The organism is Pseudarthrobacter sulfonivorans, from assembly GCF_031454915.1.
Lineage (GTDB): Bacteria > Actinomycetota > Actinomycetes > Actinomycetales > Micrococcaceae > Arthrobacter > Arthrobacter sulfonivorans_C.
In genome coordinates this window covers 1-23447 of record NZ_JAVDRS010000003.1, presented here as the reverse complement: position 1 = coordinate 23447, position 23447 = coordinate 1, and the positions used below count along the sequence as shown (strand labels likewise).

17 protein-coding genes and 1 pseudogene are annotated in these 23447 nt (G+C 59.1%); 6 read left to right on the top strand and 12 right to left on the bottom strand.

Annotation, left to right across the window (positions count from 1 at the left end; genetic code table 11):
• The 3 genes from J2808_RS07990 to J2808_RS07980 all read right to left on the bottom strand — a co-directional run bounded on the left by J2808_RS07990 (position 1) and on the right by J2808_RS07980 (position 6486).
• Positions 1-894: an NAD-dependent epimerase/dehydratase family protein gene (locus J2808_RS07990; RefSeq protein WP_309814325.1), complete on the bottom strand. Its 894-nt coding sequence runs from the start codon at positions 892-894 to the stop codon at positions 1-3.
• A 159-nt stretch (positions 895-1053) separates the two neighbouring features.
• Positions 1054-3714 (bottom strand): LuxR C-terminal-related transcriptional regulator, encoded by a 2661-nt coding sequence (locus J2808_RS07985; protein ID WP_309814320.1) that lies wholly within the window; start codon positions 3712-3714, stop codon positions 1054-1056.
• A gap of 15 nt (positions 3715-3729) precedes the next feature.
• Positions 3730-6486, bottom strand: coding sequence for a LuxR C-terminal-related transcriptional regulator (locus J2808_RS07980; RefSeq protein ID WP_309814318.1), 2757 nt, complete (start codon positions 6484-6486; stop codon positions 3730-3732).
• A gap of 165 nt (positions 6487-6651) precedes the next feature.
• On the opposite strand from J2808_RS07980, the gene galU reads away from it, so the two are divergent.
• Positions 6652-7542: a UTP--glucose-1-phosphate uridylyltransferase GalU gene (gene galU / locus J2808_RS07975; RefSeq protein ID WP_309814315.1), complete on the top strand. Its 891-nt coding sequence runs from the start codon at positions 6652-6654 to the stop codon at positions 7540-7542.
• 23 nt (positions 7543-7565) lie between these two features.
• On the opposite strand, the gene J2808_RS07970 is transcribed toward galU, so the two are convergent.
• From J2808_RS07970 to J2808_RS07935, 8 genes are all read right to left on the bottom strand, one after another.
• Positions 7566-8012, bottom strand: coding sequence for a VanZ family protein (locus J2808_RS07970; protein ID WP_309814311.1), 447 nt, complete (start codon positions 8010-8012; stop codon positions 7566-7568).
• 171 nt (positions 8013-8183) lie between these two features.
• Positions 8184-8819 (bottom strand): LPXTG cell wall anchor domain-containing protein, encoded by a 636-nt coding sequence (locus J2808_RS07965; protein WP_309814310.1) that lies wholly within the window; start codon positions 8817-8819, stop codon positions 8184-8186.
• A 177-nt stretch (positions 8820-8996) separates the two neighbouring features.
• Positions 8997-10871, bottom strand: a complete 1875-nt coding sequence (locus J2808_RS07960; protein WP_309814307.1) for a DUF4012 domain-containing protein — start codon at positions 10869-10871, stop codon at positions 8997-8999.
• Positions 10872-10873: 2 nt separating this feature from the next.
• Positions 10874-12187, bottom strand: coding sequence for a UDP-glucose dehydrogenase family protein (locus J2808_RS07955; protein WP_309814304.1), 1314 nt, complete (start codon positions 12185-12187; stop codon positions 10874-10876).
• A 63-nt stretch (positions 12188-12250) separates the two neighbouring features.
• Entirely contained in the window at positions 12251-13699 is a 1449-nt protein-coding gene (locus tag J2808_RS07950; protein ID WP_309814302.1) for a sugar transferase, read from the bottom strand.
• A gap of 10 nt (positions 13700-13709) precedes the next feature.
• Positions 13710-14684, bottom strand: coding sequence for a GDP-L-fucose synthase family protein (locus tag J2808_RS07945; RefSeq protein WP_309814300.1), 975 nt, complete (start codon positions 14682-14684; stop codon positions 13710-13712).
• The gene (gene gmd / locus J2808_RS07940; RefSeq protein ID WP_309814297.1) at positions 14684-15712 is read right to left on the bottom strand and encodes a GDP-mannose 4,6-dehydratase; all 1029 of its coding nucleotides are present in this window, start codon (positions 15710-15712) and stop codon (positions 14684-14686) included. The genes J2808_RS07945 and gmd overlap by 1 nt, the downstream gene beginning before the upstream one ends.
• Positions 15713-15757: 45 nt before the next feature.
• A complete protein-coding gene (locus J2808_RS07935; RefSeq protein ID WP_309814293.1) occupies positions 15758-17002 on the bottom strand; it encodes a glycosyltransferase family 4 protein in 1245 nt (414 codons plus the stop codon).
• Positions 17003-17107: 105 nt separating this feature from the next.
• Here J2808_RS07935 and J2808_RS07930 point away from each other — a divergent pair, with 105 nt between their 5' ends.
• From J2808_RS07930 to J2808_RS07920, 3 genes are read left to right on the top strand one after another with little or no spacing between them, the layout of a single operon-like run.
• Positions 17108-17656: an LbetaH domain-containing protein gene (locus J2808_RS07930; protein ID WP_309814290.1), complete on the top strand. Its 549-nt coding sequence runs from the start codon at positions 17108-17110 to the stop codon at positions 17654-17656.
• A gap of 33 nt (positions 17657-17689) precedes the next feature.
• Complete coding sequence (locus J2808_RS07925; protein ID WP_309814287.1) at positions 17690-18553, top strand: glycosyltransferase family 2 protein; 864 nt, start codon at positions 17690-17692, stop codon at positions 18551-18553.
• 5 nt (positions 18554-18558) lie between these two features.
• Positions 18559-19710: a glycosyltransferase family 4 protein gene (locus J2808_RS07920; protein WP_309814284.1), complete on the top strand. Its 1152-nt coding sequence runs from the start codon at positions 18559-18561 to the stop codon at positions 19708-19710.
• A 427-nt stretch (positions 19711-20137) separates the two neighbouring features.
• On the opposite strand, the gene J2808_RS07915 is transcribed toward J2808_RS07920, so the two are convergent.
• Positions 20138-21199, bottom strand: coding sequence for an IS110 family RNA-guided transposase (locus J2808_RS07915; RefSeq protein WP_309814277.1), 1062 nt, complete (start codon positions 21197-21199; stop codon positions 20138-20140).
• Positions 21200-21603: 404 nt separating this feature from the next.
• On the opposite strand from J2808_RS07915, the pseudogene J2808_RS22350 reads away from it, so the two are divergent.
• Together J2808_RS22350 and J2808_RS07910 are read left to right on the top strand one after the other, a co-directional pair.
• Positions 21604-22712: pseudogene (locus J2808_RS22350) on the top strand (IS30 family transposase).
• Between the two features lie 241 nt (positions 22713-22953).
• Positions 22954-23415 (top strand): hypothetical protein, encoded by a 462-nt coding sequence (locus tag J2808_RS07910; protein WP_309814272.1) that lies wholly within the window; start codon positions 22954-22956, stop codon positions 23413-23415.
• The last annotated feature ends 32 nt before the right edge of the window (positions 23416-23447 follow it).

Sequence of the window (23447 nt, the reverse complement as noted above, 5' to 3'; positions counted from 1 at the left end):
TTATCGAACTGTTTCATGGAGTACCTCCAGGATGCTGTCGTCGAGTGCGACCTCCGTTGTCCACCCGAATTCGGAATTGATGGTGTTTGTATCTGCCTTGCTCGCAACGGGCAGCTCAGCAGCGCTGCTGGTCTGGTCGACCGGGGGGACATCGTGCACGCCCGCCAGCGTGAAAACACGTTGAAGGAGCTCCCCATTTGACGTTTCCTGTCCAGAACCGACGTTGTACGCGAATTCGCGTGGCTGTCCGTAAGCCAGGGCTGACACCGCCCGGGCGACGTCAATTGCGGAGAGGTAATCGCGGGGTGTATCCAGCCGGGTCACTTCCAGCCTTTCCCTGCGGCCAGCCTTCCACTGCTGGAGCTGGCGGCAAATCGAAGGCAATAACTGCCGGCCGGGCATACCTGCACCAACGGGATTGAAAATCCTGGCAGTAACAACAGGAATTCCAAAGCTGTAGCGGTAGAGGCGTCCGAGGCTCTCTTCGCGCACCTTGTCTAATCCGTAGACGCTGACGGCCCCCAACTGTTTTGACTCGTGGACGGGAAGGTCTTCCGGGCGAACGGGGCCATATGCTGAGGCTGACCCACAGATCACAATGCTGTATATGTCCAGCCCGGATTTAAGTACCGCCTGCAGCAGATTGCCTGTCATCGCAGTGTTCGTGGAGGACCCGGCTGCGGTGACTACCCCCGCACAATTGATGACGACGTCGGGTTGAACTTTCGCGAGGACGGCAGTTATCGATGACGGCTGTAGCAGATCGACATATTGCGCGCTGCTTCTGCCATGGACCAGAGCCCTCGCGCCCACAATTACTTCGCGGTCAGTCCCCAGGACACGGCACACGGTGCGCCCTATAAATCCGTCGGCTCCAATAACCAAGGTTTTCACTGCGCCCCTTCCTCGAATGCCTTGAGCCTAAAAGTCGGGCCCCAGCCAATACACGAGTAGGGAGGACTCTGATTCCAACGCCGGCTACCCGCGGTGCTCGGTAGATATACTCATCCCGGACCGGGGACTACTTGGCTTGCCCGTTTCGCTTACTTGCAATTAGGCGCGCGGACGGTCAGTCCTTTGCGGGCCGTGGCAGAACCCTGACGCGAGCAGCTCCGCTCGGCTGTTCACCCCAAGTTTGGCGAAAATTCTATAAAGATGGCCTTCCACTGTCCGTGCGGAAAGTGAAAGGCTGCGAGCCACTTCACGGTTGGACTGCCCGCTCTGCAGCAACTCAACGATTTCCTGTTCCCGGGGCGTCAAGCGGCCCGCCCGGGATGACTCGTAGTTGCCGAGGACGAATGGTCCATCGAGCAGCGTCCTGTATTGCCGCAGCAGCACTTGTGCCTCATTGCGCCGGCCGCGGTCCGCGCCTGCATCAAGGATTGTGACCGCCCGCTCCACACAGCTCACGGCCATCAGGTGAAACCCTTCGCGCCGCGCACTCGCCGCGGCTTCAACCAACGCATCGGGGTCGCTGGCAATGATGGCCCGGGAGTAGAGCTGGAGGACTTCCGAAATCGGCCCGTCCAACGTTGATGTCAGCTCAGCAAGGCGATCTGCGGAGCCGGCGTCGCCGATGCGTATGGCCAGAGCCAAGGCGTGCCGTTCCGCGGCCAGCAAGCCGCTCGACTTCGCTTGCCCTGCGAGATCCGCCAGCTGTTGCGCGGCGTCATCCGTCCTGCGGATCACCGCCATTGCAGCCACTGAGTACGCTTCTCCCAAAAGATAAAGGCCTTTATCGCCACAGGTGCCTTCCTGTGGGAAGGACTCAACGCACTCATCCACAAAATCTGCGTCGCCGCACAGCGCGGCGGCGTAGGCCATCACTCCAAATCCGAACGGCAGAAGCTCAGCATGGTGTCCAACCCGTAATCCTTCGATCGCTGGCCGAAGTTGTTCAAGTCCCGAATAGACCCGGCCCTGTCCTACTGCAAGTGTCCCGGCGAAGAGCTGGAGCGCCGCGCCCGAATAGATCAGGTTTCGGGAGCAGTCCCGCGGGTAGTCTGCCAAGCGAGCCGCCGCTTCATCCCACAGTCCCCCCAAAAGAAGACCTTTGACGTGAAGGTAGAATACATACTCGAATTCCATCCGGAGTTGCGTTAAATTCTTCTGAACCAGGTCCAGGGCCAATAACGTGGCAGTACGCCCGGCCGTAAAGCGTCCTGCCGCATTTAGCTGGTCACCCAACAGGGCGAGGGAGACTACCCGCGTTCTGATATCGATGGCGGGCGTGTGCCAAGCTATGAGGTTCAGGTCCTTCTCCACGGTGGCGGATTTCCCCTCCGCCATATGGTGCAAAACGTCGATTAAAGCCGTGATGGTTTCAGTGTCCGTGTCGCCGGGGCCTCCGGCACGAAGCCTGCCAATTCGCTCGGCGGTTCTTTCAAGCAGTATATTGAGCCCGCGATGCTGACAGGGGTCGCCGGCCGGCATGGACCCTTGGCAGATCCAAAGGACAGCCCTGAGCAAAACGGGCAGGTTGTCCGAGGCATAGAGAAGTTGCTCCACACGGTCCCTGGCCACGACGTGGTGACCAAGGTGGGCGTGTGCGATCGCGGTCTCCAACAAAGTCTCGTCCCGCTGGGCGGATCCCTGCACCGCGGCTGCGGCCTGGAGCGAAAAATGGAAGTCGAACTCCCCGTTGCCGGCATGGGCGGCCCGGACCAGCACCTCGTCGGTCAGCGGAGCCCCGCAGTCGAGAGCCCACGAAACATGACGGACTAGCCGCTCAGGTGGCATATTTTCAGCCGATTCTCCGTATTTGTGCCGTAGTTCGGAACTGCGGGCTGGCGGAACAGTCCTGCGAAGAACGTCCGAGAAAAGTGGATTCGCTAGCCACACGGACCGGGGGAAATCATTTGAGATGGTAATCAGGTCCTGCGACTCTAAGCTGTCCAGGAGGAGCCCCATACCGCCGCGAGTGAGGACGTCCAAGGGAATCGGCTCGGCCAAGGCTATGGCCTCGAGGACCTCAAATTCATCCCGGGGCCGGCGCATCAAGTCTCTTCTCAGGCGCTCGGATAATTGCACATCTGGGGAGGGCACGTCGGCTGGCAGCCAGACGCCGTTCCGCTCGAACAGGCTTCCGTTCGCCCTGCTCTGCCGTAGGAGCGCCAGGACAAACATGGGATTGCCCTTCGACATGTCCCCAAGCATGGCGCTGACGCTCCGCAGGACCTTTCCCCGGAGCACTCTCTCACAAAGGGCGTGAATGTCATCGGGGCTCAGTGGATCGAGGTCACACCGGCCCAGGAAACCGTCCGTCCAGAGCTCCATGAACTCAACCGGTATGGATGAGCGCCGTGAGAGAACTATGATCCGGGCAGCGTCAGCGGCCACCATGCGCGCCAGGATGGTTCGGGACTCCGGGTCCACGTCATGAGCGTCGTCAACCACAACGATTGGCGGGTGTTTGCTCTCCGCCCGGTGAAGGCGGAGGAAACCGCACACCGCACGAAAGACTCCCTCCTGGGAAGGCTCCATTCCTGTTTCCAGTCCGCCCAGGAATGGGGCCAGCACAGCAAACGCCATCTGTGACAAGGCGGGCGTACCGCAAACATGGAATACCGCCCGTTCCGGGCTGAGGACATCCGAGACGGCCCGCGCCAGCGCGGTCTTGCCCATTCCCATTTCACCGACAATCAGGCACCCGCTGCGAGCTGGCCCAGTCACACTTTCAATCACCGAGTCAATGGCAGCGGAACGGCCTACCAAACCCTCCTCCATCGTTCACTCACCCACGCTCGCTCGGGCAGCTTCCTGATGGACCTGGTGTAGAAGGTCCCTGCCCGAGATCTGAAGCTTGGTGTAGGCCTGGTACAAATGGCCTTCTACGGTGCGGACCGAAATGTGCAGCTGCTGGGCGATATCTCTGTTGCTGGCTCCGGCGGTTACCCTTTCCACAATTTCCCGCTCACGGCCGGTAAGGCAATCCAGCAGCGCAATGGCTGCGTGGTGCGGAGATTGCCCGTTGATCTTTCGCTCGCTTTCGCCCGCCACATTGAGTGCCCGTCGCGCCGCAGTCCTGTTGGTGGTCCGGACGGCGATTTCGTGGGCAGCAAGGGCAGCATCCCGGCAGAAGCGCTCGTTGCCGAAGCCCTTCGCGAGGTCTCCTGCCGTGAGGAGGAGTTCGGGGTTCTCAGCCATGAGGCCGGTGGCCAGCATTCTGCAAGCCTCTGCGAAAGCGCCTTGGCATCGCCGCGCCACAGCAAGCATCCGAGGAGCGGCAGTCAGTTCGCCTAACCGCACCAACGCGCTCAGGAAAAACAGCTCGTGTGATACTCGGCCCGCCAGTTGTTCCTCGTCGGCGCGTTGCAGCAGTTCGGCGGTGGCTTCCGGGCCAGGCGCAGCCACAGCTTGCGCGAGGGCGGAGAAATATTCAAGGTGCCCATTAAAGTGCCAGGCGTTCCCTTGGGGCAGCGCCTTCAATTCCCGCAGGCAGTCGCTCGACTCCCGGAGATTGCCTTGGAGCGCATGTGCATATGCGGACGCCGCCAGAGCCACACCTAGCGCAGGTTCCGACCGCAGGAATCGAAGCTGGACGATTATGGGTTCGAGTGCCTCAAGCGTCTGCCGGGCCCTGCCCTCGTAGGCCTGCATAAGCCCGGCACCCAGTACGTCAAGCTCGCCAAGCCAGAGTCCGGATGCCGCCCGGGGGCCGGTCATGTGGCTGAGGATATCCGCGCACTTGTTCCACATGCCGGCTGTCAGGAACACGCCTATGAAGCGCTTCCGCAATTCGGCATGCAACCGTTTTGGAATCTCTGGGACCTGCATCTTTTCGGCGACTTCTTCCGCCACGCGGACGGCGTCATCCTGGCGGCCAATCATCGCCAGTGCTTCGGATAGCAGCGCGCCGGCTCGAAGTCTCAGTTCCTCGGATGTGCCCCGTCCATTCACGTAAAGCAAGGTCAGCGCAGGAATGGATTCGTTGTAGCGGCCTTGGTAGCTGGATATGGTGGCCTCTGAAAGGGTCAGCTGATCCCCGAGGCTCCGCATTATTTCTGATGCCACAGGGGGGACGGATTCCGTCCCGCTGAGCCGTTTACGAAGCTCCCGCAGATAGCCTTCGGCCTCAGAGGGCGCGTCCTTCTGTATGCAGGCCAGCGCGGCGCGCTTTAGGATAAAATCCGCCATGGAAGTCAGCGGCAAGAGATTCAGTGGACCTTGACTGAAGGCCTCCAGTACCTCGTCCGCCTCGGCCGGCCGGTTCAGCTGGAGGAGGGCGGAAGCTTCACTCAGGACGGCACGATGGCTGGTGCGTCGATCACGGAGATGTGTCAGGAAGCGTAGTGCTGGCCCGCCCTCGCCGCTGCGGTTGGCAGCCTCGGCAGCGCCAAGTGCAAGTTCCGGCTCAAGCGCGGAGCCGCAGGTCAGCTGCCATGACGCGAGTGCCTTCATACTGGCCTGTGAATCAGCTGAAAGGTCTACTGAACTGCCCAGGAGTTTCTGCAGGTGCATGCTCCGCCCGGGAGGAACCTCGCGGCTTACGATCTCGGCCACCACCGGGCTCTTGACACGGATCATCACACGGCCGGCGCGGACGGCGAGTCCCCGCTCCACAAGGGAATCGATGTCCTTCGGCGTGGTGATCCTTCGCAACATCTCCAAGGACAGCCCGCCTGACAAAGCCAGCAGCTCCAACGCATTGCGCTCCCCGACGGAGAGCCTGCTCAGCCGCGCTGCAAGGACGTCGGATAGGGGCTTGCCATCGAGTGCCACGGCTGCAGCGAGAACGTACGTGCCATCCTTCTCCATTAGGGACCCCGCACGGACCTGTTCTGCCGCCAGAGTTCTCAGAATGAGGGGATTGCCACCACTGTGGTCCCAGAGCGTTGTTACGGCGAGAGGGGATATGTTTGCGTTGAAGGCAGTTGCAAGCCACGTTTCGGTCTCCGCGGGCGTGAACGGCAAGATGTCCTGCACGTCGAGGAGACCGTCTTTCCAAAGACCCACAAGATCAGGAGACAGCGTGGAGATGCCGGTGGAGGCAATCACTGTCCGGGCCTGGCCGCTTCGAACCAGCAGTCCGATGACCACCGCGGCCAGTTCGTCGAGTAAATGAGCGTTGTCTACCAGCAGAACCACTGTCCGGCCACCGGAGCGGACGCGGAGCAGTTTGGACACCTTCTGGAACACGAAGATCGGATTCTTCGGTTCCTCGCCTTCCGTGGCATCGATCAGGAAGCGCAGTGCACCATAGTCGGTCCGGGCGCCAATGCTGCTGCCACGGACCGGCACCACGTACACTTCCCTGTTGAACGTTTGGCCCACGTGCTCAAGCAGGGCGGTCTTGCCGGTACCGTGGTCGCCTGCCAGCAAAACGCCGCGGGCGTGAGACGCGACAGTCTCCACAATCTGTCCAATTATCCGGTCCCGACCCACGAGCGGTACATGGTCAAAGTCCAAGGCCGGTGGGCTGCTCTCCGACTTGGTGTTGCCCGCCTCCCAGCGCGCGCTGACACCATCGCTTGTTGCGGGCAACATTCGGATGTACCTCCTCGCCCACTGAACAGCCGCGGGCTCTTCCTAGGTTCCGAAACCTAAGTAACACACCTTGGATTTTCCTTGGGACATCACCGGAGTGCTCGACGGCCGTAACCGACGCCCCCGAATTGCGAGTTTCCTCCATCGATTTTGTAAGGTTCACTCATGACAATGGGGAGATCTATTACTAAAGCCGTGATTCCTGCTGCCGGGCTGGGGACACGCTTCCTGCCCGCCACCAAGGCGATGCCGAAGGAAATGTTGCCGGTGGTTGACCGGCCGGCCATTCAGTACGTCGTGGAGGAAGCCGTCAAATCTGGCCTTGACGATATTCTGATGATCACTGGGCGCAGTAAGCGCGCCCTCGAAGACCACTTTGACCGCGCTCCCGGGCTCGAGAGGACGCTGGAGCTCAAGGGCGACACGCAGCGCCTGGCATCAGTCCAGGAAGCCTCTGACCTCGGTCCCATCCACTACGTCCGCCAAGGCGAGGCCAAGGGTCTGGGCCACGCAGTGCTGTGCGCCCAGCAGCACGTGGGCGAGGAGCCCTTCGCCGTACTGCTGGGCGATGACCTCATCGATGAAGCAGAAGACCTACTCACCACCATGATGGAAGTGCAGCAGACGACTGGTGGGTCGGTGATCGCCCTCATTGAGGTGGATCCCACCCAGATCAGTGCCTACGGCTGCGCTGACATCACGGCCATTGAGGGCCAAGATTTCGTCCGCGTTAACACCCTGGTGGAGAAGCCAGCCGTTGGCGACGCCCCGTCCAACCTGGCCGTCATTGGCCGGTATGTCCTGCACCCGTCAGTGTTCGGCGTTCTGGAGAAGACAGAACCCGGCCGCGGCGGCGAAATCCAACTTACTGACGCCCTCCAGACCCTGGCCGCTGGCGAGGGGGAGGGCTCCGGCGTGTACGGCGTGGTCTTCAAAGGCCGCCGCTACGACACCGGTGATAAGCTCAGTTACCTCAAAGCCGTCATCACCTTGGCTTCCGAGCGGGTGGAGTTCGGCGAGGACCTCAAGACCTGGCTCAAAGCTTTCGTCGGCTAGCTGCTAAAGCCTCTCTGATGCCCCTACAGGCCCCCCGTTGAATTGCGGCGGGCCTGTAGTCGTTTATGGACCGCATCGACCAGCAGGGCGCCAATGACAGCCCCCCCGGCATTTGTGACAACATCCAGTGGGCTTGCGAATCGATTGTCGAGAAACAGCATCTGGCCCAGCTCTATGCAGCCGGAGATGATCAGCCCCAGAATTCCGATCCGGCACAAGCCTATTTTCGGAAAGGCCAGTGCCGTCACAGCGCCCAGGGGTACGAAGAGCATGACGTTGGCCGACGCTTCTACAAACTGGTAATTGAACCAAGCGGGAAATCCGTGCGCGTGCAGGAATTTCAGGATGCTTGTGAGGTGGCCCTGGACAGGAGCATCAACAGGGCTGGGCCAGAAGGCAACCAGCGCCAAGGGAATAAGCATGGCAACCAGCATCAAACGCCAGAGCCCAGAACTCTCAAGGTATTTCACGGAGCTCCCAGATTCTGTGGTTGAGCCCGTCCGTTCGGTGGTTGAGCAGGTCGGTTCTGCGGCTGAGCCGGTCTGTTCGGTGGTTGAGCTTGGCGAAACCCAAAACAGAAGGTGGGTGGTCCGCGGAAAACCCAGGACCACCCACCTTCTTTGGTTTTTCTGGCTGCTGCGTTACGCTGCTGACCCAGTCTTGGCGCGGCGGCGAACCACAACTACAGAAGTTGCGCCGGCGGCGAGTGCGCCTGCGCCAACCAGCGTCCACAGGACCAGACCGGAGTCAGCGCCCGTGTTGGCGAGGGAGCCACCGGAGTTAGAGAGGGAGGTGGAAGCCGGAACTCCGTTGTTTCCCCCTGCGTTGGAACCGGACGCTCCGCCGTTAGCGAATCCCGCGGCAACTACAACCCGGACAGGCCCTACGGTGTAACCGGTGACGTCGCTCGTGGCCGTAAGGACATAGGCTCCTGCTTCGCGGATCGTGACGGGCACGGAGAACTTGCCTTCGCTGTCAGCCTGGGTGGATAGGGTCTGGGCCTCAATGAAGATGCTGATTTTGCTTGAGAAAGACCTGCCGCCCGCAATGTTCGCCCCACCGGCGGCAGGCGCGTTGCCGGGCGTGACTCGAATTGTAAGGCGTTCGCCACGGAACGGACCCTGGCCGCTGAAAATAAACTGCTCGCCCGGGCCAACGGTGCCGTCAGAAACGGCTGCCTGTGGCGGAATGGCAGGGTAGCGTGCAGCTACTGCCGGTGACGAACCAATAAGTGCAATAGAGCCCGCAAGTGCGAGCGCTGCGAATGCTTTTTTCATGCTTGTCCCCCCGGAGACGTTAAAGTTTTTTGATGTACCCGAACTTAGGAACTGCCTGTCCGCGCGAGACCTGTGCGGAAATTCGGATAAATATCCCAAAAAGACGGTACCACCCAACTCGCCACCCGAGCAACGTCAATCAAAACGGTTTACATAGTGTTAACGAGCCGGCCATGATTACTGGCTGCATGACGCCTCCTTGGTGGCCAAGATCACATTTTTGACATCTTGGATTGTTGGAGTGACAACAACGAGGGGTTCCGTGTGTTGAACGATCTTTCCGAAAGTGAAGTCGATCGCTTTGCTCTGACCTGGCGCGAGTCGTACAGCGACCACCCCCACGGGCCGGTTGCGATGTACATAGGGAGCAAAGCTGGCCCTCTCGCCGTCAACTTTCGCGGTTTCCACGTTTGCCTGGACGGGACCGTACGCCACAATGTTGGTTTGGACCGATCCGGCGGGAACACCAAAAACACCACCGCCGGTGACGTAGGCAGGCAGGGAAGTCGCGGCGTCGGCGGGTGCGGTGTTGGTGCTTGTAACGCGCACTGTCGTCTGCTCGTAGCCGTTCTGAGAGCATTCCTTCACCAGTTGGACGGTCCGCTTGACGTGGTAATCCATTTTGGCGCCGGTGCCGTCGTTGAAGTAGACACCGAACTGTGCGGGGGCGACGCTCGGTCCAGCAATGGATCCGCTTAAGGCGTATTTGCCAATTACGGACTGTTCCGCCGGCTGCCCAGACCAGACCAAGACGCGGCCCTCGGCGGTTCCGCGCGTAAGCCCTTCTAGCAAGCCCTTCGCGTTGCCCTTGCCGCCTGACAATGCTGCAAAGATCTCTTGAGCGACGCCGGCAAAGTAGGCATCCTGGAGGGTAGGCTGCTCGATTTGTGCATACACGTCTGAGAGCAAGGTCCGGACAACGTTCTTACCGGTCAACTTTGTCGGCAGGTCCCCGGATGCGAGGGTCACTAGCTCGGGATCCCTGAGGGTCACCGGGCCGGTGGCATCCAAAATGTAGCCCAATGCTACCGGGTCAATAGAGATCACGCCGTCAACGCGCTGTCCCGTTTTCCGCTCCCACATCGCCTGAGCCGTGCTGGCGGCTGTGGGGAAGTCGGGCGTCAGGTTCACGTCTTGCATGAACTTGCCCATGCGCCCGGAGTAGATCTGCTGCTGTTCGGGGTCCAAGGGCACTATGGGGGACATGGCGCCCATGTCAGCCGCGCTGCTTTGCGCACCGAGCGTCATGCTGCCCTTGTCGAGACTAAGGACGGCAAGCGCTCCTGGTATGCCGCCAGAGGCCCGAGTCTCGGCATTGTTTTGGATGACGAGGAGGTAGTTGCGTGGTGTTTCCGCGCCAAGCATGCCGGGCGCGATTTTCGAGGCGTTGGCGGCGGCGTCGAGGGTTCCAGTGATATCTTGCAGTTGGCCTCTAGCGCTGCTCAAAGGCTCGGCCACCTGCCGCAGGAGCTTCGTGGTGTCGATCTGACTTAGCCTGTCCGCCGACAGCCGTACGGCATGCGCTGCAGCAGAAATGCTTGGAGAAGCTGCTTTGAGTGGCACCAGATCGGTACCCGAGCTGCTGGGCAGCAACGTTTCCCAATCAAGAGTGCTATAGACCTTTACGAGCGGCGCGAGACCGAGGGTTGCTACATCATCGGCTGAGCGTGCAACCTCGGAGACGGCGCTGAGATTAGTTCCGATTCCGGGCAGGGTCGACCCCAAGGTCCACACAGGGTCGTCAGCGGCGCGCTTGGCGGCGGCCGTGTGGGCGCGAATTTGATCAACTGTGGCGCCAGCCCCGTCTGCGTTGTCGTTTGATATCTCCTCCTTAAGGGAGGGGATCAGGTCGGTCGCCGAGGTGAGTTCGGAATTTATCTCCGACGCTTTGTTGCCCAGCCAGGCCGCTCCGGCTAAAACGATGAGAAAGATGCCCCCCAGTGAGACCAGGATGGCTAGGGTCCGTCGGCGAAGACCTTTCCGGCCGGAATTTGAAGGCCGTCGGGTCCTGGACGGGGCATTATTGGCAGATGTGCCCTGAGTTTCAGCCATAATCAGGGTCGGCCTAGACCTCGGTAGTTCCAGCCAGCAGAACGCCACTTGGCTGCGTCCAAGACATTGCGGCCGTCAAGGATCCGAGGTGCAGAAACTAACTCCATCAACGCGTAAGGGTCTAGGTCGCGGTACTCCTGCCACTCAGTGAGCAACAGCAATGCGTCCGCCCCCTCGGCTGCAGCCGAAGTGTCGGCTTCGTAATTGAGTTCCGGGAATCTACGGGCGGCGTTTGACAAAGCCTTCGGATCCGACACCGTGACGACGGCGCCCTGCAGTTGCAGCTGCGCCGCAATGCTGAGGGCAGGGGAGTCGCGTACGTCATCACTTTCAGGCTTAAAGGCGGCACCCAGCACCGTGACTCTCTTCCCTAAGAGAGACCCATTGCATAAGTCGCGCGTAAGCTCAACCACACGACTTCTGCGGCGCATGTTGATGGCATCGACCTCACGGAGGAAAGTCAGTGCTTGATCGGCGCCGAGCTCTCCCGCGCGCGCCATGAACGCACGGATGTCCTTCGGCAGGCAACCTCCGCCAAAGCCGATGCCGGCATTAAGGAATTTCCGGCCGATCCTATCATCCATGCCAATAGCGTCAGCGAGTTGTGTTACGTCTGCACCTGCTGCTTCGCAAACTTCAGCCATGGCGTTGATGAATGAAATCTTGGTGGCGAGGAAGGAATTTGCGGCCGTCTTGACGAGCTCCGCCGTCGGATGGTCGGTCACGAGACGGGGAGTGCCTGATGCAAGTGGGGACGAGTAAACCTCATCCAGGACGGCAACTGCGGGATGGTCCTCCGAGCCGTCGGAAACTCCGTAAACGAAGCGGTCGGGATGGAGAGTGTCTGCAACTGCATGGCCTTCGCGCAGGAATTCCGGATTCCAGACTAGGTGCGCATCAGGTTGTTCTGCCTGGAGAAGCTCCGCGAGACGAGAGGCTGTTCCCACAGGCACGGTCGACTTTCCTACCACGACGTCGTTTGGCGAGAGGTAGGGGAGGAGGCCTGTAGCGGCGGCGTCGACATATGTCATATCGGCACCGTTCTCACCCTTTTTTTGGGGCGTGCCGACGCAAATGAAGTGCACAGCGCTTCCTGCGGCAGCCGCTAAGTCGGTTGTGAAGGACAGCCGTCCCGTTTCCTGAACCTCCCTTAAGAGATCCTCAAGTCCGGGTTCGTAAAAGGGCGCGCGGGCTGCTGAGAGTTCCTCGATTTTCCGCACGTCCACGTCGATACCGACCACCTCGTGGCCTAACTTCGCCATGCATGCAGCATGAACAGCGCCCAAGTAGCCGCAGCCGATTACAGATATGCGCATTGTGATGATTCCTTCCCCAAGGGGTCAGTTGTTCGCGTCGGTTTTTAAACGAGATCAGCGAGATTAGTAGGCGCCGGCACTGCCAAAGACAGCACGGACGGTTCGGAGAATGATTACGAGGTCGCCGGCTAGCGACCAGTTTTCCACGTAGTACAAGTCCAGCCGGACTGAGTCCTGCCATGACAGATTGGATCGCCCGCTCACCTGCCAGAGTCCTGTGAGACCGGGCTTGACCAGCAGTCGACGACGAACGTCGCTTTCATAGGCCTCGACTTCCCGGGGAAGGGGAGGACGTGGGCCAACTAGACTCATTGATCCACTGAGGACATTTAACAACTGAGGCAATTCATCGACGCTGAACCGACGCAGGACTCCGCCGATGCGTGTCACCCGTGGGTCATTCTTCATTTTAAAGAGCGGGCCACTTCCTTCGTTCTTCCGGGCCAGCTCTGCGAGGCGGGCTTCGGCGTCGATGGCCATGGACCGGAACTTGAGCATATAGAAATGGTTCCCTTCCATTCCGACTCGTTCCTGCCGGAAAAAGACGGGGCCAGCGCTATCCAGCTTTATCAGGGCGGCCACGAGGATCATCGCTGGTGATGCCAGTAAAAGCAGAATGCCCGCTGCGACAAGGTCAAAAAGCCGCTTGGCGACTCGTTGGCCTGCTTCAAGCGTAGGCGTCGTGACATGAATCAGAGGCAAACCTGCGACCTGCTGGGTATGAATCCGAGGCCCAGCAATGTCCGTTAGGGCAGGTGCCATTATCAGCCCAATATTCCGAGCAGCCAGCTCCCAGCCCAGGTGTCGGAGCGTCTGCGGATGCAATTGAACACCTGCGGAGACTGCCACCGCATCCGCGCCGCAGGCACCTAAAGCAGCGACTATGGAGCGCGCGTCGGGTTTGTGCCCCACAATCTCAAGTCCCGAATTTGGTTCGACACTGACCATACTGTCAACCCCAGGCATGTAAACCGCAACAGGAAGGTACCCGGCATGCTTTGCGCTTTTCAGCGACGACGCCAAATGCGAGACAGCACCGGGTCCGCCCACCAGGAGTAGGCGGGACATGCTATGGCCCTGCCCGCGCTTGATACTGAGGTGTTGCCTGATCAGCCATCGACCTAGCAGGAGTCCGAGCAGCCCGACGGGAAGCGCCAACCCCACGTACCCCCGCGCTGTGTCAATTCGAAAGACATAGGAAACTATGGCAACTATGCCGAACAGCCAGAGGGAGGCCGCAGCCACTCGCTTGTACTCGTCCGGCCCGGATCCGAGAATTCGGCTCTGACGGCTGTTCCACGCTCCCAGCATCAACCACCACGCTCCCGCGAGGACCACCGAAAACCACACGTACGCGGCGTCCTGGCTGGAAGAATTGAAATCCGGGTCCAGGCCGAAACGAATCAGGAAGGCCCCCACAACAGCCCAAATCACGACGAAGGCATCGACCATTCGTAAACGCCGCGACGAACGCCTGCGCCAGTTGGCGTCCTCACTCACCGAATCCCCCATTCCCCGAAGGCTAGCTGCGAACAGACAGAGAATTCTCTCTGAACCATTCGACTGTTGTACGAATCCCTTCTTCAAGTCCGATTGACGCAGACCAGCCCGCGTCGGCCAGTTTGGAAACATCGAGCAGCTTCCTAGGCGTTCCGTCGGGCTTCGTAGCATCCCAGGCGATTTCGCCCTTATAACCGACCGCTGATGCCACCAGCGAAGCAAGCTCTTGAATTGTTACGTCGCTGCCCGTTCCCACGTTGACCTGCGATGGCCCGTCGTACTTCTCCATCAGGTGTAGACACGCTGCCGCCATGTCGTCCACATGCAGAAATTCTCTCCGTGGTGATCCGGTGCCCCAGTTGGTCACAACTTGGGCACCCGACCGCGCCGCTTCGTCATAGCGCCTTATCAAAGCTGGCAAGACGTGGGAACCCGTAGGCGAGAAGTTATCTCCGGGCCCGTAGAGGTTAGTCGGCATTGCCGAGATCCACGGTAGTCCGTACTGTCGGCGAGTTGCCTGGACGTGCATGATTCCCGCGATTTTGGCAATGGCATAAGCATCGTTAGTTGGTTCCAGGTGCCCAGTGAGCAACGAATCTTCGCGGATAGGCTGATCGGCGAATTTTGGATAGATGCAGGAAGACCCCAGGAACAGCAGACGTTCCACCCCGTGTTCACGCGCCGCATCGAGGACGTTGACCTGGATCCTCAGGTTGTCACTAAGAAAGTCAACGGGACATGTACTATTCGCAAGAATGCCGCCGACCTTGGCAGCGGCAAGAACGACGTAGCGGGGCTTTGACTCTGAAAAGAAGGCAAACACCGCATCGCGGTCTGTTAGGTCGAGTTCAGATGACGTCAGTCCAATAAGGTTTGTGAACCCTTCGGATTCCAAGTTCCGCCAGATCGCCGAACCTACAAGTCCCCGGTGACCAGCAATGTAAAAAGCCGATGATCGGTCAAGTGCGCTGGGAGTAAATCTGACGTCTTCAGACACTAGTTCTTCCAGCTTTCGAGCTCGACGGAGTCAATCCAATGATTCCCAGCGTGTTTAAGGGCTTCAATGTCAGCATCGACCATGATGCGGGCCAACTCGGGAGTGTGAACCGAGGCCTTCCAGCCTAGCTTTTCCTGTGCCTTAGAGGCGTCGCCGACTAGGGCATCAACCTCGGTGGGACGAAGGTAGCGCTCATCGAATCGCACGTGGTTCTCCCAGTCCAAGCCAGCATGCTCAAAGGAAATCTGGAGGAAATCGCGCACCGTGTAATTGCCACCCGTGGCCAGAACGAAGTCGTCAGGTTCATCGGCCTGCAACATGCGCCACATTCCTTCAACATACTCCGCTGCGTAGCCCCAGTCGCGAACTGCATCCAAATTACCCATGTAAAGCAGGTCCTGCTTGCCCGCCTTAATGGCCGCTACGGCACGGGTTATCTTGCGCGTCACAAAGGTTTCGCCACGACGGGGGGACTCATGATTGAAGAGGATGCCGTTGACGGCAAACATCCCGTACGCCTCACGGTAGTTTTTAGTAATCCAGTAGCTGTACACCTTTGCAGCCCCGTACGGGGAGCGCGGATAGAACGGAGTCCCTTCATTTTGAGGAGGAGGCGTGGCGCCAAACATCTCGGAGGAGGAGGCCTGATAGAACCTGGTTTCGATGCCGGACATGCGGACAGCTTCGAGTAGTCGGATGGTGCCAACGCCAGTTGTGTCCGCGGTGTGTTCTGGTTCATCGAATGACACACGGACGTGAGACTGGGCAGCCAAGTTGTAGACCTCGTCCGGATTGATCTCCGCGAGAAGGGTGACCAGCCTGGCCCCGTCACTCAAATCTCCGTAGTGGAGGAAAAGCTTTGCCTTTGGATCGTGTGGGTCTACGTAGAGGTGATCAACCCTGGCGGTATTGAAAGTGGAAGCCCGCCGAATGAGGCCGTGCACTTCGTATCCCTTTGAGAGCAAAAGCTCCGCCAGATACGAGCCGTCCTGGCCCGTGATCCCGGTTATCAGTGCGCGCTTGGTCATGCTACCCCCAGAAAATAGTTATTATGCAAAAAATAGTCGCCCGGCCTATCGGCCGCGCGACGATGCCAGACTCGTGATGAACTCATCATAGTGGGCAACGGCTGCGGATTCCGACAATGTTTCATGCCTGAAGCGCAGAGCGTTTTCCACCATCCTCGCTGCGATCGCTGGCTCGCGGGCGAGGGACTCAGCAGTTTCCACCAATGCCAAGGGAACAGCAGCGTCCACCCGCACACCTCCACCTGAGGTTTCTATTTCGTGGGCCGTGACGCTGTCCGAGTCTGTGGCTGCCATGACAGGAACCCCAGCATTGAAATACGAGGTCAATTTGCTTGGAACTGCCATGTCCTTGACTCCAGGTAGCTCGTTAACAAGGAGAACATCGGCCGCGGCCAGCGCGACTTGAAATGTATGTCCAGGAAGGGGATCGACAAAGGTGATATTAGGCACGTCTCGCGCTAGCTCCTCTAGCCGGCGGCGCTGGTTCCCGTCGCCCATAAGGACGAATCGTACGGAACTTCCTCGCGCGCCTGCGATCCGGGCAGCTTCGATGACGTTTTCAAGTCCTTGTTTCTTTCCCATGTTTCCAGCGTGCAGCACCACGATATCGCTTGAAGCCCAGCCGAGCTGGGTTCTCATTTCAGCAATGCCCGACGTCGGGGAAGTTGGCAGATGGGTCCAGTTGCGGATGACTTCGACCCGGTTCTCCGGCACTCCTAAGGAGACCACCATGTGCCTCTTGAACCGCTCGTGAATTGCTGCAACTCCGTCTGCCGCGTTGAGAATTGTTGATTCCAACGAGGTAGCAAGCTGAGCCGATCTTCTTCCACCGGTGCCAGTTTCGCTGACTCCGCGACTGTATAGATCCTGAATCCAAATCCCGACAGCGGGCCTGTTGGGCCGCAGTCGGATCCGCAGGATGGCGAGTGCGCACGAAAATAGAGCCGGACTAACAACAAGAACGACGTCAGGCTTCTGCCAACGAGCAAACATAAGTCGAAATCCGAAGCTCAACTCCATGTGCAAGCGGCCCAGAGGTGTGGGGTGGCGAGGAATGTGATGACGAAGACGCTTCACGGTCACGCCATTGATGATCTCCGTCTTCATCCAGCCCGTGTATCCGGCCCGTAGGTCCCATTCGGGATAGTGAGGGTAACCGGTGACGACGTGAACAGAGTGACCGGCAGCAAACAGCCCTTCCGCCAAGCTCGTGGTGTATGGGGCGTTGCCGGAGGGCTCTGGTGCGTAGTTGAGGCCCAGGATGGTTATCCGCAGATGTGGTTTAGTCACAAGTGTAAGAATAGTGCGGAGCATCCTTGTCTTTGTTCGAGGCAGGCCCGCCGGGCCTGTTCACGTCGGAACGGGGCAAGTTTAGGACGATGGGGGCGGGAAGTCATGTCAAACAAGGTAATAGACTTGTCCAAGGCGCCGGGGGAAGCGATGGCTTGGGATAGACCCAAAGCCGTTATATACCTCTGGGCAGCCGTAGAGCTGATCTTCGTCACCAATCCGTGGCAGGTGAGTTCAGGCCTGAGGGTCGCCGTCCTTCGCGCTTTTGGCGCGGACATAGGACCGGGAGTGATCTTTCGGCCGCGAACCAGAGTCAAGTTTCCCTGGAAGTTAAGCGTTGGTGATCGGTCTTGGATTGGAGAGGGGGTCTGGATTCATAATCAAGATCTCGTCCGGATCGGTCACGATACCGTTGTTTCCCAAGAAACCATGATCACTACAGGCAGTCATGCGCACAGGAGAGATATGGCCCTTATAACGAAACCAGTGGTGATTGGGAATGGTACCTGGCTCACGGCGAGATGTGTTGTAACAGGGGGCGCAATAATAGGAGATTCAACACTTGTAAAGCCTATGACTGTCGTCTCGGGCGAGGTGGCTAGCGGTGTAATTTATGGTGCACCGGACGCAGAGGTCAAGGGTCCACGATTCTAAGCAAATTGGAACTGAACTAGAAATGAATTACTGATGGAAAAACTACCTATAAGTGTTCTGGTGCAGACTAAAAATGAGGAAGTTGGAATCGAGGCCTGCTTGATGGGGCTGGGCGACTTTAGTGAAGTCATAGTCGTGGACTCAGATAGTACTGATAGAACCGTTGAAATATCATCGTCTCTAGGCTTCTCTATTGTTAACTTCACATGGAATGGAGAATATCCTAAGAAGAAACAGTGGCAGCTCGATAATGTTGTCACGAAACATGAATGGATCCTATTCATAGACGCTGATGAGGTTCCAACCCATGGATTACTCCAGGAGTTGCGTAGTCTAATTCCTGAACTCCAGGCCAAGGTGAATGCCGCTTATGATATTCCGCTAGACTACGTCTTTGCCGGAAGAATCCTTAAGCACGGTCATCGCGTTTTTAAACGTGCTTTGGTTAACCGCGCGCTGGTAGCGTTTCCGGTTATTGACGATTTGGCTGCCCCGGGTATGGGTGAGCTTGAGGGTCACTACCAGCCGACTGCCATCGGAAACGTGCCGAAATTGTTAGGTCGGATACTCCACGATGACAAGGATCCGGTCAGAACTTGGTTTGAACGCCATAATCGATACTCTGAGTGGGAGGCGTTCTTAAGGACGCATCCGGCGGTGAGGGAAGCGGCGGCACAGCGACGCACTCCCCAAGGAAGACTCTTTGACAAGGTTCCGTTCAAGCCGCTATTTTTCTTCCTCTATTCATACCTAGGAAAGCACGGATTCCGGGACGGGCGACCTGGATTTGATTATGCTTTTGCCCTTGCATCCTATTACTGGCAGATCGGGCTAAAGGTCCGCGAGATCGAGCGAACCAATATTCTCACGGCTGACCAACGAGAAGAAACGATTTAACTTCTATGAAGATTGTTCAAATGGTGAATACTTTGTCGATTGCTGATGGTGGGCCAGCACGGAACTCATTTGAATTAAACCGCGCACTTAACAGAATGCCTGAGTGCAAGGCAGACCTGTTCTGGATTGCGGGTGATATTCATCAGTCGGTTTTATACGAGGAGAGCAGGCTTGTTGCAGACCTGCCGTCGCCAGGCCCGCGGAGGATCGGCCTGCGTTCTGATAACGCCGGGAGGTGGTTGGGCCTTCTTCCGTTTCTGCGAACACTCAGGTCTGCGGATGCTTTGATTATCCATGGTTACTATTTGGTTTGGGTTCCGTTCGCTAGTCTTCTAGGTAGACTCTTCAATTGTTGCGTATTTATTATGCCGCATGGGGCTCTTACAGTTCGTCAGCAAGGTTACAGCCGCTTCAAAAAGTTTATTTTTGATGCAAGTGCAGGATTGGTTACTAGACTGCGAGTGTGTTCCTTCGTCACGGGTTCTATGATTGAGCGGGAGGAATTAGTCCAGAAGTTCGCCGGCGCGAACGTTCAGGTTGCCGGGGTTGGGGTGCCCATCCCGACAGAATACAGGCAGGAACCACAGCCGCATGATCCTATTCGTTTGCTTTCGTTCTCACGAATTGCCGAGAAAAAGCGAATCGATCTTTCGATTGATGCGCTGGCGCATCTAAAAGAACGAAATATTGATGCGAGTTTGACAATTGCCGGAGAAGGACCGCTCAATTTGATTGAGCGCCTTGCAGGTCATGCATTGAGTAGAGGAGTGTCGGACAACGTACGGTTCGTCGGGCAGCTCTCTGGCGCTGCAAAGATGAAGGCATTCATAGATTCGGACTTTTTTTTGCTTCCAAGCGAGGATGAGAACTTTGGCATTGGCTTTGCCGAGGCGGTTTCCTTCGGTCTACCGTGCGTAGTGAGTACGAATGTTGCGGCGGCGAAGGACTTGCCCGTTCAGGCTGGCCGGTTAGTGAGGAATCCAACCGGTGAAACACTTGCCGCTGCCGTAATAGAGCTAATGGCACCGACTGAATATCTTGCGGCTCAGTCTATTTCTCGTGACTATGCGGTAGAGAGCTTTTCTTGGTCGGCGGCGGCCGAGCAATGGATGGCCGCCATAGTGGGAGCGCATGCACTCCGGCACAGGGTGAGCTAGTACAGCTACTCATCGACTTTCGAAATCTCGCTTGGCGCTTCTGCTGAGTCTCCGAGAGAACGCTCAATACAGTCGTAGGGCTTATCCCGGCCGGATCGCGGCGACCTTCGCCCGGAACCGGGACGTGGAACCATGGCACCCCACCCCCTGGGAGCAAACACATCAAAACTCGTTATTCCCGGTCGGTGGCCCTGTTTCAGTTGGCGTTTCTGGCACTGAAGTGTGAGTCCCCGCGTTGAGTCGGGAAGGTGTGCCAGCTGGCTGGACGGGTGATGGTGACCTCCGCTCCGAGCCTTTCGATTTGTCGGACGAGGCGGCGAGTTGATGGTTGGGTCCCGTGTCGGTGACGGTCGAAAACTGAGCCGTCGTGATGGCTTGGCGTCTAGTGGTCGACTCTTCTATATCTGTCAAGCCGCGTTCGTCGCACCTACCGCGCCGCGCTGAGCGTGCGGTAGATGCGGCGGGCCAGGTAGCGTTTGATGCAACGACGAATTTCCTTGTCTGTACGGCCCTCGGCGCGTCGCTTCTCCACGTACTCGCGGGTTTCGCCGTCATGGGTCATCCTGACGATCGCGACCATGTGTAGGGCACTATTCAGAGACCGGTCACCGCCCCTGTTCAACCGGTGCCGGACAGTGTTCCCGGAGGACGCGGGGATCGGATTTACCCCTGCCAGGGAGGCAAATGCTGCCTCGTTACGGACCCGGCCTTCGTGCGACCACGCGGCGAGGCACTTCGCAGCGCTGATCGCCCTGAACCCCGTCTCCTCCAGCAACGGTGCGGCCTCGCTGACCTTCACCAGATCGTCCAGCTGGTTCTCGTTGGCCGTGAGTTGCTCATCCAGCGCCAGGACGTGTTTGGCCAGCCGCACTGCCTCGACACGGGCGATGGACAAGGAAAGCTCTTCCTCGCGGGAACGCCACTTCGAGACTTCCGTGATCTGGGCGTCTGTGAGCTTCTGGCGGGCATCGATGCCCAAGTCGTTGCCGCGCACCAGCGCGTTGAGCGCGTTGACCGACCGGGTCCGGTCCTTGCTCATGGATCCCCGCGCGGTTACCAGGATCCGCACGCCTTGGCGGACCCCGTCATGAAGGCGTGGTCGGCGCAGCTTGTCCACCGGCAGAGGCAGAATGGCCATGGCGATCCGGTGGGCGTCCAAGGCATCAGACTTGCCCACGCCCCGGCTCTTCTTGGCATCCATCCACGGGGCCTCGGCGACCGGGAATCCGTGGGCAGCCACGGTGCCGGCGAGGATCGCCTCGTAGGACGCAGCGCCTTCGATGACCCAGAGCGTGTCTGCGTCAGCGTTGGTGCGGCGTGCGACCCATTTGATGGCCCGGTTGATCCCGGATGCGGTGGTGGGGACCGACTGCGTATCCAGTAGTGCGCGGTTGGTAGCGTCGAGGATGGCGTAGACATGGTTTCGGGCGTGCGTGTCGACACCCACGACAAACGGATGGGCATGCGCGACGATAGACATGGCGGTCATTCGTACCTTCCTCTTGACGGATGTGGTCATGGCCGTCACCGGCCGGCACCAGTCCGGGTAGAGGTCACCAAAGGAACAGCACTGTGATGGGCCACGCCCCGCAAGGGGTGGGCAATCTTCTGATCAAGCTACCGAGGTGGGCCGGACGGGTGCCGGCCGGACCACCCCGATGGACGGACAAGTCGACCGAATGACACCTGGGGGTCAGTTGCAACATGAGTCACGTCCACGGGGCGGAACGGGCCGATAACTATCCTGCCAGCCAGTCCCAGACCAGCTACAAACAACTCTCACAGTTGCAACACCTGAGCTTTTTGGAGTTGCAATTGGAAGAGATGAAAAGACCAAGAAAGTCCCGGGGCGCCCCTCTGAAGAACGCTGCCCGGGCTCACTATGATCAGCTGATGAAACAGGGAATGGGCAATTCCGAAGCGTGCCGGATCGTAGGAATCAGCCGTAGTTCAGGCACTCGATGGCGGCACGGGCACGCGGTCGTTCTGAAGTCCGGAGACATGAAGAAGTACGCTCCCATCTCCCATCAGAGGCCGGCCGTGATCTCCGCCCGATTTCTCTCCGAGTCCGCACGCATCACGATCGCGGACCTCTTGCATGCCCGGCGCAGCATCCGTGCCATTGCCATGGAGCTCGGGCGTAGTCCGTCTACTTTGAGCAGGGAGGTCCGCCGGAACATTAAGGAACCCTCTGGGAGTTACCGTCCGCGGACGGCTCAGCGCACTGCCGAGCGCAGACGGAGCCGACAGCGGCCTGGGAAGATCGCCGGCAACCCGGAGCTGCGGGAGTATGTGCGCGAACACCTGAAACAACGCTGGAGTCCCCGGCAGATCAGCAACCGTCTGCGCGCTGATTTCCCGGGACAACCCGGAAATGCACATCGTGCCTGAGACCGTTTATCAGGCCCTGTACGGGCGCGGAAGCTTGGACCTAGCCGTGGATCCGGCCGTCTCCCTGCGCAGCGGACGGACCGGTCGCCGGCCACGCCGCCGGAAGGAGCACCGGACCAGGCGCTTCCCGGACATGGTCATGATCCGAGACAGGCCCGCGGAACCGATCGGCAGGTTAGTACCAGGGCATTGGGAGGGGGACTTAATCATTAGGAAGGGCAGCCGCTCGGCCATCGCCACACTGGTAGAACGGACCACGCGCTTCATCATCTTGTGCATCTGGAAGGGAACCGCGGCGCTGAAAATCTGCGCGACGGGTTGGCTGAATCGATGAGGCCGCTCCCGGCCCATCTCCGCCGTTCCCTGACTTGGATCAGGGCACTGAAATGTCCTGCCATCAGGATTTCACGCGGCAGACGCTAATCCCGGTGTACTTCTGTGACCCCTAGTGCCCCTGGAGCGCGGCTCAAACGAAAATGCCAACAGCGTCCAAAGCCGGAATACCTCGCTATGGTGGCCGCTGAACTCAACCGGCGACCGCGCGAAATGCTGGGTTGGCAGAGTCCTATGGAGCCCTGGCTAGACTGGCTCCATCCTCGACGGAACCATAACCGTTGCAACGACTGCTGATTTCCGCCCGCTTGAAAACGGAGCCACCCGTTCCAAACGATTGGGTGGGTGATCGCAGTGGAGGATTGGGCGCTTATTCGGCGGTTGCATCTTGCCGAGGGTGAGTCGATGAGGTCGATAGCGGCACGGTTGGGTATTTCTCGGAACACGGTCGCGAAGGCAGTCCGTGCTGACAGGCCGCCGACCTATGTGCGTGCGCCGCAGGACTCCGGGATCAAGGCGGTGGAACCGGCCATTCGTGCGCTGCTGAGGGAGAACCCGCGGATGCCGGCAACGGTGCTCGCGGAGCGTGTGGGTTGGTCCGGGTCTCCGGCGTGGTTCCGTGAGAAGGTGGCCAGGGTCCGGCCGCAGTATGCCCCTGCCGATCCCGCGGACCGGATCAGTTACGAACCGGGCGATCAGGCGCAGTGCGTTCTGTGGTTCCCGGAGGTGCGGATACCCGTCGGGTCGAGCAATCCGAGGGTTCTGCCGGTGTCGGTGATGGTGTCCTCGCATTCGCGGTTCATCATGGCCCGGATGACCCGGGACCTGCTGACCGGGATGTGGGAGCTGATCGGGACCCTCGGCGCGGCTCCTCGGCGGCTGATCTGGGATAACGAGACCGAAATGGGGCGGCGGAACTGTCAATGGCCATTAGGTTCTGCCCACGGGCGGCCAGTTGATGTGCCCGCTGTGGGCCAGTAAAGCTGCCCGGTGATGGCCAACAGATCTGCCCA